This is a genomic window from Pararhizobium gei (genome assembly GCF_029223885.1).
Classification (GTDB): domain Bacteria; phylum Pseudomonadota; class Alphaproteobacteria; order Rhizobiales; family Rhizobiaceae; genus Pararhizobium; species Pararhizobium gei.
The window spans coordinates 2,714,188-2,727,174 of the sequence record NZ_CP119409.1 but is presented as its reverse complement, the minus strand read 5'-3'; the positions used below and the strand labels follow the sequence as shown (position 1 = coordinate 2,727,174).

Genomic DNA, 12,987 nt, shown 5'->3' with positions numbered 1-12,987 from the left:
GTTATGCGCCGCCGCCGACGCTCGTGCTGTCATCTGGCATGCGAAGCGCTGTTGATGCCATGGACGGACGGAAAGCCGATATCCTTCAGGGTATCGTAGGACAGGCCTTCAAGCGCCCGTTCGGCCTGGTGACGCTGCCAGGACGCAACGATACGACCGGGCAACCTGCCCAATACCGAAACGAAGGACGGGGCGTGTTGCGACTGCTGTGTATGTTCAAGACTGTAGAAAGCCATTTCTCTGGTTCCTTTTGATGGGAGGTGTCAAAAGGTCGCGACCATGGGAGGATAATGCCGAAACAGCATTCATCATTCAAACGAATATATTTGATCTCTCTGATCAATTCGAGTGATGTTGCTTTCGGCATTTGCCGGCGCGCATACAGGCGCCGGCAAATGCCTATCTAGGCTAGTCTTCTTCAGTGAAGACCGCTTCGCGCTTGGACTTGACGGAGGGAAGGAAGACGACGATGAGGACGCCGACAGCCAGTAACAGCAGGAAGGCGCTGATCGGTCGCGTGACGAAGGTCATCGGATCGCCCCGGGCAAGAATCATCGCCCGGCGCAGGTTTTCTTCCAGCAACGGCCCGAGAACGAAGCCGAGAAGAAGCGGAGCCGGTTCGCAGCGCAGCTTGGCGAGGGCATAGCCCACGAGACCGAAGAAGGCGACGGCATAGAGGTCGTAGACGTTGGAGTTGACGCTGTAGACGCCGATCGAGCAGAAGGCCATGATGATCGGGAAGAGGACATAATAGGGAATAGTCAGCAGTTTTACCCAGAGCCCGATCAGTGGCAGGTTCAGAATCACCAGCATGAGGTTGCCGATCCACATCGAGGCGATGATGCCCCAGAACAAGGCCGGTTGCTCGACCGCGACATTCGGACCGGGCACGATGCCTTGGATGATCATCGCCCCAACCATCAGCGCCATGACCGGATTGGCCGGGATGCCAAGGGTGAGAAGCGGAATGAAGGAGGTCTGGGCACCGGCATTGTTGGCCGACTCCGGGCCTGCGACGCCGGCGATTGCGCCATGGCCGAATTCTTCCGGCCGGTCCGAGAGGCGTTTCTCGACCGTGTAGGACGCGAAGGCCGCGAGGATGGCGCCGCCGCCGGGTAGGATGCCGAGCGCGGAACCGATTGCCGTGCCCCGAAGGACGGGCCCAACCATGCGTTTGAAATCGTCCCGCGTCGGCATGAGGCCGCTGACTTTTGCCATCAGGACCGTCCGGGTCTTTTCGCCCTCCAGATTGCGCAAGATTTCAGCGATGCCGAATACCCCGACCGCCACCGCGACGAAATTCAGACCATCCGAATATTCCCGGATTCCGAGCGTGAAGCGCGGTGTGCCGGTGTAGATGTCGGTGCCGACAAGCCCCAGAAGCAGGCCCAATGCGACCATTGCCAGAGCCTTGACGATCGACCCGTGAGCGAGCGCGATGGAGGACACGAGACCGACGATCATCAGCGAGAAATATTCGGCAGCACCGAATTGCAGCGCGATGCCGGTCAGCGGGATCGCGAAGATTGCCACCAGAAAGGTCGAGACCGTTCCGGCGAAGAACGACCCGAGAGCGGCGATGGACAACGCCGCGCCGGCCCGGCCTTTTCGCGCCATCTGGTAGCCGTCGATGGCCGTCACGGCGGACGAGGATTCGCCGGGCATGTTGATCAGGATGGCCGTCGTCGAGCCGCCATACTGGGCGCCGTAATAGATGCCGGCCAGCATGATCAGCGAGGAGACGGGTTCAAGCTGAAAGGTGATCGGCAGCAGCATGGCGATCGTCGCCGTTGCGCCGATCCCCGGCAGCACGCCGATCAGTGTGCCCAGAAGAACGCCGATCAGGCAGAACAGGAGATTTTCCGGCGAGGCGGCCGTCGCGAAACCAAGTGCAAGATTGCTGAAAAGATCCATGACAATATCCTAGAATCTGAGCCAGGGGCCGAAGCGCTCGAAGGGCAGGCCGAGCGCGTAGCTGAACACCCCCACCGAAAACACCGTGATCGCCAATGACAACAGGAGAGCCATCATCGGCTTCATCCGTTGCGATGCGAAACAGGCGATCAGCGCGGTGAAGAACAGCGACGGAACAAAGCCCAGGCCCCGCACCGTCAGCCCGAAGAAAATCGGCGCGGGAAGGATGAACAGGATGCCGCGGACCGCGATCGGCCCGATCGGTTCGCCCTGGACCCGCGTCGACTGGACGAGAACCACGACACCGAGCAGCGTCAGGACAATGGCCAGCATTAGCGGGAAATAGCCCGGGCCCATGCGCAACGCGGTCCCAAGTTCGAGCGTCAGACTTTGATAGATGAAGAAGCCGCCAATGGCGACCAGGATCGCGCCGCAAAGCGCGTTGGTCGTATCGAAGGATAAAGGTTTCATGATTGCCTCCTTGAAATCGGCCGTGTCCGCTTGGGGGCGCTCGCCTCATCGCAGGCAGGACCTTGTTGCTGCGCAGACTGTCCCTCCAGGCGCTCGCGGCAGCTGCCGCATGGCGCCGCACGGCTCATCATTTCCCCGTCTTCGACCAGGGAAGAGGGAACGCGCCTTCCTGCTTTCTGAAGGAGGAAGGCGCGTTCATCGAGCCGGGATCGACGAAGCTTAGTCTGCGTATTGGCCTGCCGATTCGATGACGGGCTTCCAGCGGGCAATCTCGGCTTCGAGCTTGGCTTTCAGGGCAGCCGGGGTCGCATCCGCCTCCGGGGACGGAACGGTGCCGAGTTCCGCAAAGCGAGCCACGATGTTGGGGTCTTTCAGGGCAACCTGCAACGCCTTGGACAGGCGCTCGGTGGCTTCCGCCGGGGTGCCCTTCGGAGCATAGATGCCGTGCCAGATGCCAACTTTGAAATCGGCCAGGCCGCCTTCGATGGCCGTCGGCACGTCCGGCAGGACAGGCAGGCGGTCGCCGGAGGTTACGGCATAGGCCTTGATCGTGCCGCCGAGGATCTGCTTCGTCGTATTGGTGGTCTGGTCGCACATGATATCGACCTGGCCGCCGAGCAGATCGGTCATGGCCGGACCGGTTCCCTTGTAGGGCACGGTGACGACCGGGGTCTGGATGGCGCTCATCAGCATCATGCCGCAGAGATGCGATGCGGCGCCGATACCGGCATTGGCGACGGTGACCGTGTCCTTGTTGGCCTTGACGTAATCGATAAGGCCTTTGAGATCGGTCGGCTCCAAATCCTTGCGCGCGACGATCGTCATCGGAACTTCTGTGACGAGGCCGACATATTCGAAGGCGTTCAACGTGTCATAGGCGAGCTTGCGGTACAGCGTGGCACTCGTTGCCATGCCGATGTGATGCAGCAGAACGGTGTACCCGTCCGGGTCTGCCTGCGCCACGCGGCCGGCACCCAGTGTTCCGCCGGCGCCGCCGACATTTTCCACGATGATCTGCTGGCCGATATCCTTCGACATGGATTCGGCGACAAGCCGGGCGACCGTGTCCGTTGGACCACCGGCGGAAAATGGCACGACCATCGTGATGGTGCGCTCGGGATAGGTTTGCGCGCTGGCCGAGACTGCCAGGAGCGACACTGCAGCAAGAGCGCTCAGCCCGAGCATGGTTTTCAGAATTTTCATCGGAACCTCCCTGATGATTGCCAGCCGGCGCAGCTCCTCCCGCGCCGATTCTGGATGCGCTATTTGCCGCCTCCACCGGGCGGCGAGCAACGGGCTTCAGGGGTAATCTGCAATGATTCTCAAACAGTGCATTGCAATATGGGTGAAATCGGGAACAAAAGCCGCCGCGAGTGGGTGGATTTCCACCCATTCAAGTCATGGATTGCGTGGATCGTCGTCATAAAGGGGCAGTTTCTTGTCCAGACCGTAGCGCTGCATCTTCTCGTAGAGTGTTTTTCTGGAAATGCCGAGCTGTTCGTAAACAGGCCGCAGGCTGCCGCCATGGGCTGCGAGCGCGCGTGCAATGAGGCTCCGCTCGTAGGCCGCCACCTTGTCGGCCAGTTTTTGTGATTCCACGGGTCCGGCAGGGTCGTCCGGCTTCGGATCCAGCCCCAACACCAGCCTGTCTGCAGCGTTGCGCAGTTCGCGCACATTGCCGGGCCAAGACCGTTCGGCGATGTCGCTGATCATCTCCGGCGGCACGTCGATGTCGTTGCGCATATACCGCGCCGCCGCCTCCCGGACTAGCTGAAGGAAGAGAAGCGGGATGTCAGCCTTGCGCTGCGTAAGGGCCGGCACGTGCAGCGTCGCGACATTCAGCCGGTACAAAAGATCTGCCCGGAACCGGCCGGCCGTGACCTCCGCCTCCAGATCGACCTTGCTGGTAGCGACGAACCTGACGTCGAGCTGCACCGGCTCGTTGGATCCAAGCCGGGTGATCACCCGCTCCTGTAGCACCCGCAGGAATTTCGCCTGCAGATCGAAGGGCATGGAGCCGATTTCGTCCAGCAGGATGGTACCGCCCCGGCCATGTTCGAACTTGCCGTAGCGCGGCCTGAGCGCGCCGGGAAACGCGCCGGCCTCATGGCCGAACAGTTCGCTCTCGATAAGGTTCTCGGGGAGGGCGGCGCAGTTTATCGCGATTAGCGGACGGTCGGCGCGGGCACTGATATCATGAAGCGCCCGGGCGACGACCTCCTTGCCGACGCCGGTTTCGCCGATGATCAACGTGTCTGCATCCGTCGCGCCGATGGCACGCAGGCGGTAGCGCAGATCGACCATCGCCTGCGTCCGTCCCGGCAGCCGCGCTTCGATATCGTCGCGTTTGCCCGCGACTGCACGGAGCCGGCGGTTTTCCAGCACGAGGTTGCGCCGATCGAGCGCGCGCTTTGCGATCGCTGCCAGATGCTGGGCTGCAAACGGCTTTTCGATGAAATCATACACCCCTTCGCGCATCGCCTTGACGGCAAGCTGGATGTCTGCGTGGCCGGTCAAAAGGATCACGGGAATTTCGGCGTCCAGTTCGCGGATGCGCTGGAGCAGGGTCATGCCATCCATGCCGGGCATGCGGATATCGCTGATGACCAGACCGGAAAAACTGTAGCCGAGCAACTCCAACACGTTTTCGGCGCTCGCAAACGTGTCGACCTGCAAGCCGAACAGACCAAGGGCCTGGGCTGTGGAATGGCGCATTTCCTCTTCGTCATCGACGAGCAGCACACGGCCTTCGCTCATTCTGCGGCCTCGCGTGCAGCTGCCGCGGCCTTGAGTTCGATGCGGAAGACGGCGCCGCCGTCGGCGTGGTTGGACACGGACAGGCTGCCTCCGAAATCCTTGACGATATTGTAGGAGATCGACAATCCGAGCCCAAGCCCTTTGCCGACACCCTTGGTGGTGAAGAACGGGTCGAAGATTCGCTCTGCGATTGCCGGCGGTACGCCGGGGCCGCGGTCGCGAATGGTCAGGACGACGTTCCCGCCATCGCGCACCGCTGCAACGTCGATGCACCGGTCGGCAAGATCCTCGATCGCATCGGCGGCATTGGTGATGAGATTGACGAGAACCTGCTGCAGCCGCACAGAGCCCGCCACGACCATCGGAGCGCCGGCAACATCGACACGCAGCTCCGCATGCGCGGTTTTCAGACGGGCTGCGACGATTTCGATCGTGTCGGCGATGACACCGTCCAAGGCCACCGGCCCGAGTTTTTCGTTGGGCTTTCGCGCGAAATTTCTCAGGTGCCTGCTGATGGAGGCCATACGGTCGATCAGGTTGGAGATACGGCGGACATTGTCGCGAGCTTCCTCCGTGCGATCGAGATCGATCAGCATGGCCGCGCTGTCGGCATAGGTTTTGGCTGCGGCGAGGGGTTGGTTGAGTTCGTGGGACAGGGCTGCCGACATCTGGCCAAGTCCGGCGAGTTTTCCCGCCTGAATGAGATCGGCCTGCGTCTTGCGCAATTCCTGTTCGGTCGCCCGCCGCTCGGCAATTTCCTCCTCGATCCGCCGGTTAACGAGGGCAAGGTCTGCGGTGCGCTCCTCGACGCGCAACTCCAGTTCGCCCCGCGCCTCGATCTGCATGCGCATGCGTTCGGCCAGACGGGCGCGACGCTGAAGGACGATCGCCAAGGTCAGCCCTGCTAAGCATAAAAACAGCATGATCGCGATAATGGTGGTGCGCGCCTGTGTTCTTACCGACGCCGTGTCCATAAGGACGTTCACGGTCCATGCAGCATCCGGCATGTAGTGCGACAACACCAGATATTCCCGTTCCTGGCCGGCGCGGATCGTCATGAGACGATGACCGTCGAGCTGTCCGAGCCTGATCGGCAGAGGTTTCAGTTTCGCTTCGGCATAACGCCGCGATGCCTCAGTTCGCTGCAGGCGTTCCCTGTTCAGCGGCAGAATGCCGGAATAGAGCCATTCCGGGCTTCCGGTCATGAAGATGACGCCTTCAGGATCGGAGACAAAGATCTTGTATTCGCCGCCCCGCCAGGATGTCTCGATCGAATCGATGTCGACTTTGAAGACGATGACGCCGCTGATCCGGCCGTCGAGCTTGATGGGCGAGGCGAAATAATAGCCGCGTTTCAGGGAGGTGGTGCCAAGCGCGTAGAAACGGGACTGGCGGCCCTGTGCGGCTTCCTGAAAATAGGGCCTGTAGCTGAAATTCTGCCCGACGAAACTCGTTGGCTGCTCGTAGTTGCTGGCGGCTATGGTGCTGCCATCCATGGTCATCACGTAAATGTCCGAGGATTCGAGCAAGGCATTGATATTGCGGAGATAAGAATTTGCCGCCTCCCGCAGGGCGTTGTTGTCCGGGTTGGCGATCAGGTCCTTGATGCCTTGATGATCCGCGATCAACGCTGGCAGAGGCTCGTAGCGGCTCAAATGGCCGCTGAGCGCCGAAACCGCCAGACGCAGAGCCGAACTCGCCTGAAGCGAGGCTTCGTTCAGATAGCTCCGGGTCGCCAGCGCGCCCCCTTGAAAAATTACGGCGTAGCCAAGCAGCGGAATGAGGCAGGCGGCCAGGACAAGGCGATGTTTCACGACGTCGAGGCTCCTCCCTGCACACCGGCGCGCATTCCGGCCGGAACCGGAGTTTAGAGGGCAATGCCGGTAATTCCAAGTGCCGGCGACCGAATGACCAGAGGCGGCAAGACATGGTCACTGGGAGAATGGGCCGCTCTCACGATCGCTTCCCGTCCACAAGCGCTCCGTCCGAAAAGGCGAGATCGCGTTGCAGGCCAACTGGCAGGTTCTCGATCTCCCGTCGCGTCGATCTGCGGATGCCGGCTATGCGTTGCGCCGCCAGCGCGTCGTTGATTTGTCCGGCAAGAGCGCCGACCATCCGGTTCAACGCATTTTCCGGGGCGTGGGTCGGCTGGTGCGTGGTTTCGCCGTTCCATTGCCGTTGCTTTTGCAATTCTGACATGACGTTTCCTTTCCAGAAGTCCGTTTGCAGATTGACTATCCGCCGAAGTTGATGTTCAATCAAACGAAATCAAGTCAGCTTATCATTCAAAAAATCTTATCTTTGAGGCTCCTATGAACATGATGCTCAGGCACGCGCTGCCGCTTCTGGAACTGGACATTTTGAAGACCTTTGTCGCGATCGCGGAAACCGGCAATTTCACGACTGCGGCCGAAACGGTTTATCGGACGCCCTCTGCGGTCTCCATGCAGATCAAGAAATTGGAAGAAATGCTGGGCTGCGTACTGTTCCTGCGCGACGCCCGCTCGGTGTCGTTGACGCCAAAGGGTGAAATCCTGCTGGGTTATGCGCGGCGCATGCTGGCGCTTAACAACGAGACCGTGTCACGCTTCCTGCTGCCGGACATGAACGGCGTGGTCAGGGTCGGCGCGCCGGAGGATATCGGTGAGCGCATCCTGCCGGAAGTGCTGAAACGATTTTCGGAATCTTATCCGAACGTGACCGTCGACGTGACCATCGGCACCAGCAGCGTCATGCGCAAGCGGGTCGAGGAACACCGGATGGATATCGTCATCTTCAATTCTCTCACCGGTGAAAACACGGGTGGCGGTGAAATCCTCATGTCCGAGAAGCTGGTCTGGACAGGAATCAAATGCGGCACGGCCCATAAGCGCGAACCACTACCGGTTTCGCTTTGGGAGGACGGCTGCGTGTGGCGCGCCAATGCGGTGGAAAAACTGTCGGAAAGCGGCCGCAGCTTTCGGGTTGCCTTCCTCAGCGCCCACACCACCGGCCAGCGGGCCGCCATTCAGGCAGACCTCGCAATCGCTCCCTTGCCGCGTTATCTGATACAGGGCGATCTGGTCGCGCTCGGCGAGGCCGACGGCCTGCCGGAGCTTGGTTCCTACAATATCGGGTTGCAGATGATCGACAATCCTTCGGCACCGGTGCTAGCCGTCGCGGAATATGTGCGGACGGCCTTTATCGGCCTTCAATAGATCTAGCCGCCGCTTGTCTTCAGCCAGCGCAGGACCCTGATTTCGCTGTCGTCCATCCAGCGTGTCAGGGTCTCGCTGCGGTTGGGACGGATTTTAAGGATTTCCGTGAGATCGCCGGTCTCGAAGTCGTCGAACACCTTCGGGTGGATGTAGGACGAGCGGCACACAGCCCGGGTATTCACCAGTTGAGCCGCGACGGAATCGACGATCTCGTTGACTTGACGTGTTCGCTGGCGCTGGCTCGGTCCCGGCTCGATTGCCGCCAGAGCAGTCGCCGCCATATGGGTCGCGCCCCAGGTTCGGAACTGCCGGGACGAGAAAGCCCCGCCGCTGGCGCTGCGTATATAGGCGTTGACGTCCTGGGAGTTGATCGGGTGTCGCTTGCCGTCATCGTCCAGATACTGAAACAGATGCTGGCCTGGCAATTCCTGCAGCATGCGGATGGCGCGCGTGATCCGCGGGTCACGGTGGCTGAGCCGCCATTCCTTGCCGGATTTACCCTTGAAATTGAAATGAATGGTGGAGCCTTCCACCTTGACGTGACGGTTCCGGAGCGTCGTCAGCCCATAGGAACCGTTTTCCTCGACGTAAGTTGCGTTGCCGACGCGAATGAACAGATTGTCCAGCAGCCAGACGACGGTTGCCAGAGCCTTGTCGATGCCGAGCTTGCGCAGGCGCAGGTCCGTATCGACCTTCTCCCGAATCTTCGGCAGATGGCCGGCAAAATCGGCGAGTTGCGCGAACTTGGCCCTGCCGCGCTCTTGCGACCAGTCCGGATGATAGCGATATTGTTTCCGGCCTTTGGCGTCGCGGCCTGTCGCCTGCAGATGCGACCGCGGGTCCGACGAGATGATGACGTCGGTATAGGCGGGGGGAATGACGAGAGCCGAAATACGATCAATGACAGCCCGGTCGGTGATCCGCTTGCCGTCCTCGTCATAGTAGAGAAACTCGCTTTTGCCGGCCTTTCTGGTGATGCCGCGATCAAGGCAGTCTATATAAAGGAGGTCGGCAGAGGCATCGCTGCTTGTGCCTTCTCCGCCGTTTTCCGGCGCAATATGCGTGATGATCTGATCCACAGCCGCAGAACGTCGCGATACGGACTTGGTTCCGGAGCCTGTTGTCAAAACACAAGGTTTGTCTTGCCGGTTATTCGCGGCTGCGCCGCCGCCGCCTGCCGCCGCCATCTCCGCCATCGTCGGACAATACCTTGCGCTCGGGCAGTTTCACGGCTGCCGACAGTTTGGGAAAGGTATCGACCTTGTTGGGAAGCGCCATGGCGTAGACGAAGTGTTCCTGAAACTTCGATTCAAGCGCCGTCTCTATCTTCTCGATTTTATTGACGGTTTGCTCGATTTCCCGGCGGTGATCACGGTTGAGCAGCGCCATCAGCGCGCCGGTGCCGGCCGCGTTGCCGACGGCCTTCACCTCCGACAGATCACAGTCCGGAATGAGACCGAGGACCATGGCGTATTTGGGATCGATGAACGATCCGAACGCGCCTGCAAAGCGGATCGTGTCGACATGATCGATCCCGAGCTTTTCCATGAGCAGCTTGATGCCGGCATAGAGCGCGGCCTTGGCAAGCTGGATGGCGCGCACATCGTTCTGCGTCACAGTGATGCGCTGGGCGCCGTCATGCAGCAGATAGGAGAAGGTCCGGCCGTTCTGCAGGATGCGCGGGCTCTTTTCCGCCATGCCGCCATCCACGACGCCATCGGTGGAGATGATGCCCGTCAGGTACATCTCGGCAACGACCTCGATGATCGCCGAGCCGCAGATGCCGGTGACGCCGACGGCGGCTGCTGCCTCGGCAAAACCCTCTTCATCCGACCACTTCTCGACCCCGATAACACGGAATTTCGGCTCCAAGGTTTCCGGGTCGATGCGCACACGCTCGATAGCACCGGGTGCTGCCCGCTGGCCTGAGGAGATTTCGGCGCCTTCGAAAGCCGGCCCCGTGGGCGAGGAGGCGGCGACGACGCGATCCCGGTTGCCGAGCACGATTTCGGCATTGGTGCCGACATCGACCAAAAGCATCATCCGGTCCTGGCGATAGGGGCCTTCAGCCAGCGTCGCCCCGGCCGCGTCGGCGCCGACATGGCCGGCGATGCAAGGCAGCATGTAGATGCGCGCGCCGCGATTGACGTCGATATCGATCTCGTGCGCCCAGTATTGCAATGCGCCGGATACGGCGAGCGCAAACGGCGCCTGGCCAAGTTCGGTGGGATCGATGCCAAGGAACAGATGGTGCATGATCGGATTGCCGACGAACACCATGTCGAGGATGTCGTGACGATCGACGTTGCCTTCGCCACAGACCTTGCCGATGAGGACGTTGATCGCCTCGCGCACGGCCTTGGTCATGGCTTCGCGTCCGTCCGGGTTCATCATCACATAGGAAACGCGGCTCATCAGATCTTCGCCGAAGCGGATCTGCGGGTTCGAGGTGCCCGAGGAGGCGACGATGCGGCCGGAGAGCAGCGAGACCAGATGCATGGCGATGGTGGTCGAGCCGATATCGCAGGCAATGCCGTAAGCTTCGTTCTTCAGGCCCGGCCAGAGACCGACGATGAAGGGGCGCGACGAATCCATGTCACGATGGATGGCGGCGGTCACGCCCCAGTTGCCCTTGCGCAGGATGTTCTGGACCTGCGGTATCAGGTGTGGCGCGATCAACAGATCCTTCCAGCCCCAGTCCTTTTCCAGCATGACCTTCAAGCGGTCGAGATCGCCGAGCGGCTTGTGCATGTCGGGCTCGTCAACCTCGACATAACAGAGCTGGATCGCGGCATTGCGCTCGATCACCCGGTCGGTTGCCGCCTTGCGGATGGTTTGCGCGTTGATGACCGTGTCTTGCGGCACATCGATGACGAGATCGCCGAGGATCTGCGACGAGCAGGAGAGGCGGCGGCCATCGGGCAGGCCGCGGATGCTCTCATAGCGCTCTTCCTTCGGTCCCTTGACGGAAATATGGTCGAGCGATGAGACGATCTTGTGCTTGGCGAAATTGCCTTCCTGCACGGATACCTGGCACCGGCCACAGGTGGCCCGTCCACCACAGACGCTTTCGACGTAGACGCCAAGCGACCGCGCGGCGTCCAGCACGGGCGTACCGACGGGAAAGTGTCCGCGCTTTCCTGACGGCATGAACAGGACGAGGGGATCTTTTTTGTTTTGCTCGGCCGACACGGTCAGTACATCCTATTCGTTCAGCTCTTATTCGTTCAGCTCTTATTCGCTCAGCCGCCGCGCATTGGCGCGGACACGGCTGCCATAGGGTTTCAGCGCGGCGACCGCAACGCGATCGGACGCGCCGATAAGACCAGCACAGGTGCCGGTGGCAAGCGCGGTCGCAGCGATCAGGCCTTCGCCCATCATGGCCATGTTGACGGCCATGATGCTTTCAACGGCGGCGGACAGTTTTTCAGTGATCATCTGCCCGACGTCCGTCGGTCCGCCGGTGGATCCGTTCATTCCGGAGACGGCGAGGTCCTGTATGCGCGTGGACATCACCATCGGAGCCTGGAACCAGAGGCTCGCAAATTCGTCGAGCAGATCGGTACTGAAAAACATCATGTCTCTTTTCGGGCAGATCTCTCCGCCTGTTACGTCTTGCCGGCGGATTATTCCGCCCTTGCGCGGCCGGCACGCCCACCGCGGCGGCCGCTGGAAGCGCCCGGCGCTGCTGTCGAAGTCGCGGCGGCTTCGCCCGGCTTGTGATCGCGATAGCTCATGATCCAGTTGCCGCAGTTCGGGTCCGTGCCGTTCAGCACGTTGGCTGCGCGGACCGCTTCCATTTCCTGCGGACGGCAGGGGTTCATGATCGCCGACGTCATGCCCGCACCGATGACCATGGGGATGAAGCCTGCATTGATGCCGTGGCGATGCGGCAGGCCGAACGAAATGTTCGACAGGCCGCAGGTGGTGTTGACCTTCAGTTCGTTGCGCAGCCGATAGAGCAGCGCAAAAACCTGACGGCCGGCGTCGCCAAGCGCGCCGATGGGCATGACCAGCGGATCGACGACGATATCGTGCGGCTTGATACCATAATCCATCGCCCGCTCGACAATTTTCTTCGCAACTGCGAAACGAACGTCCGGGTCCATCGAAATGCCGGTCTCGTCATTGGAGATGGCGACCACCGGGACGTCGTATTTCTTGCACAGCGGCAGGATGGCTTCGAGCTTTTCCTCCTCGCCGGTGACGGAGTTGACCAGCGGCCGGCCCTTGGCGACCTTCAGCGCCGCTTCGATTGCGGCCGTCACCGAGCTGTCGATCGATAGCGGCACATCGACCAGCCCTTGCACGATTTCCAGCGTCTGGACGAGCAGGCCCGGCTCCGTTTCGTTGGGATTGACTGAGGTCACACCGGCATTGACGTCAAGCATGGTGGCGCCTGCGGCAACCTGTTCCAGCGCATCCCTGATCACGGTGTCGAAATTGCCCTCGATCATCTCGGCGGCAAGTTTCTTGCGGCCGGTCGGGTTGATGCGTTCGCCGATGACGCAGAAAGGCTGGTCGAAGCCGATGATAATTTCGCGGGTAGCGGAGGCAACGATGGTGCGGGTCATGCTGATCCTCTGGGTCCGGTTGAGCGCCTGATCTCTGTCATGCGCCGGAAGGTGTTGTCAAAGCCCGGCTCCCC

The 12,987-nt window shown here is 61.0% G+C and carries 12 protein-coding genes; 1 reads left to right on the top strand and 11 read right to left on the bottom strand.

Annotation, left to right across the window (positions count from 1 at the left end; all coding sequences use genetic code 11):
• Positions 1–29: 29 nt before the first annotated feature.
• From PY308_RS13330 to PY308_RS13300, 7 genes are all read right to left on the bottom strand, one after another.
• The gene (locus PY308_RS13330; RefSeq protein WP_275783304.1) at positions 30–236 is read right to left on the bottom strand and encodes a hypothetical protein; all 207 of its coding nucleotides are present in this window, start codon (positions 234–236) and stop codon (positions 30–32) included.
• Positions 237–408: 172 nt separating this feature from the next.
• Positions 409–1,914 (bottom strand): tripartite tricarboxylate transporter permease, encoded by a 1,506-nt coding sequence (locus tag PY308_RS13325; RefSeq protein WP_275783302.1) that lies wholly within the window; start codon positions 1,912–1,914, stop codon positions 409–411.
• Between the two features lie 9 nt (positions 1,915–1,923).
• Positions 1,924–2,385 carry a tripartite tricarboxylate transporter TctB family protein gene (locus PY308_RS13320; RefSeq protein ID WP_275783301.1) on the bottom strand — a complete coding sequence of 154 codons (462 nt, stop codon included), beginning with the start codon at positions 2,383–2,385 and terminating at the stop codon, positions 1,924–1,926.
• Between the two features lie 219 nt (positions 2,386–2,604).
• Positions 2,605–3,588, bottom strand: coding sequence for a tripartite tricarboxylate transporter substrate-binding protein (locus PY308_RS13315; protein ID WP_275783299.1), 984 nt, complete (start codon positions 3,586–3,588; stop codon positions 2,605–2,607).
• 195 nt (positions 3,589–3,783) lie between these two features.
• The gene (locus PY308_RS13310; RefSeq protein WP_275783296.1) at positions 3,784–5,142 is read right to left on the bottom strand and encodes a sigma-54-dependent transcriptional regulator; all 1,359 of its coding nucleotides are present in this window, start codon (positions 5,140–5,142) and stop codon (positions 3,784–3,786) included.
• Positions 5,139–6,956, bottom strand: a complete 1,818-nt coding sequence (locus PY308_RS13305) for a sensor histidine kinase (RefSeq protein ID WP_275783293.1) — start codon at positions 6,954–6,956, stop codon at positions 5,139–5,141. The genes PY308_RS13310 and PY308_RS13305 overlap by 4 nt, the downstream gene beginning before the upstream one ends.
• Before the next feature lie 139 nt (positions 6,957–7,095).
• Entirely contained in the window at positions 7,096–7,341 is a 246-nt protein-coding gene (locus PY308_RS13300) for a hypothetical protein (RefSeq protein WP_275783290.1), read from the bottom strand.
• 113 nt (positions 7,342–7,454) lie between these two features.
• On the opposite strand from PY308_RS13300, the gene PY308_RS13295 reads away from it, so the two are divergent.
• Positions 7,455–8,339: a LysR family transcriptional regulator gene (locus PY308_RS13295; protein WP_275783288.1), complete on the top strand. Its 885-nt coding sequence runs from the start codon at positions 7,455–7,457 to the stop codon at positions 8,337–8,339.
• Positions 8,340–8,341: 2 nt separating this feature from the next.
• Here the strand turns inward: PY308_RS13295 and PY308_RS13290 are convergent, their stop codons facing one another.
• The 4 genes from PY308_RS13290 to PY308_RS13275 all read right to left on the bottom strand — a co-directional run bounded on the left by PY308_RS13290 (position 8,342) and on the right by PY308_RS13275 (position 12,913).
• Positions 8,342–9,418 (bottom strand): DNA topoisomerase IB, encoded by a 1,077-nt coding sequence (locus tag PY308_RS13290; protein WP_434064154.1) that lies wholly within the window; start codon positions 9,416–9,418, stop codon positions 8,342–8,344.
• Between the two features lie 70 nt (positions 9,419–9,488).
• On the bottom strand, positions 9,489–11,489 hold the full coding sequence (locus tag PY308_RS13285) for an ASKHA domain-containing protein (protein ID WP_275791119.1): 2,001 nt from the start codon (positions 11,487–11,489) through the stop codon (positions 9,489–9,491).
• A gap of 84 nt (positions 11,490–11,573) precedes the next feature.
• Complete coding sequence (locus tag PY308_RS13280; RefSeq protein ID WP_275783285.1) at positions 11,574–11,918, bottom strand: hypothetical protein; 345 nt, start codon at positions 11,916–11,918, stop codon at positions 11,574–11,576.
• Positions 11,919–11,965: 47 nt separating this feature from the next.
• Entirely contained in the window at positions 11,966–12,913 is a 948-nt protein-coding gene (locus tag PY308_RS13275; RefSeq protein ID WP_275783283.1) for a methyltetrahydrofolate cobalamin methyltransferase, read from the bottom strand.
• Positions 12,914–12,987: the final 74 nt, after the last annotated feature.

What these genes read in the sequence shown, in the direction of transcription:
- PY308_RS13330 (WP_275783304.1), bottom strand. Translation starts at nt 236, where the DNA reads ATGGCTTTCTACAGTCTTGAACATACACAGCAGTCGCAACACGCCCCG.
- PY308_RS13325 (WP_275783302.1), bottom strand. Translation starts at nt 1,914, where the DNA reads ATGGATCTTTTCAGCAATCTTGCACTTGGTTTCGCGACGGCCGCCTCG.
- PY308_RS13320 (WP_275783301.1), bottom strand. Translation starts at nt 2,385, where the DNA reads ATGAAACCTTTATCCTTCGATACGACCAACGCGCTTTGCGGCGCGATC.
- PY308_RS13315 (WP_275783299.1), bottom strand. Translation starts at nt 3,588, where the DNA reads ATGAAAATTCTGAAAACCATGCTCGGGCTGAGCGCTCTTGCTGCAGTG.
- PY308_RS13310 (WP_275783296.1), bottom strand. Translation starts at nt 5,142, where the DNA reads ATGAGCGAAGGCCGTGTGCTGCTCGTCGATGACGAAGAGGAAATGCGC.
- PY308_RS13300 (WP_275783290.1), bottom strand. Translation starts at nt 7,341, where the DNA reads ATGTCAGAATTGCAAAAGCAACGGCAATGGAACGGCGAAACCACGCAC.
- PY308_RS13295 (WP_275783288.1), top strand. Translation starts at nt 7,455, where the DNA reads ATGAACATGATGCTCAGGCACGCGCTGCCGCTTCTGGAACTGGACATT.
- PY308_RS13285 (WP_275791119.1), bottom strand. Translation starts at nt 11,489, where the DNA reads ATGCCGTCAGGAAAGCGCGGACACTTTCCCGTCGGTACGCCCGTGCTG.
- PY308_RS13280 (WP_275783285.1), bottom strand. Translation starts at nt 11,918, where the DNA reads ATGATGTTTTTCAGTACCGATCTGCTCGACGAATTTGCGAGCCTCTGG.
- PY308_RS13275 (WP_275783283.1), bottom strand. Translation starts at nt 12,913, where the DNA reads ATGACCCGCACCATCGTTGCCTCCGCTACCCGCGAAATTATCATCGGC.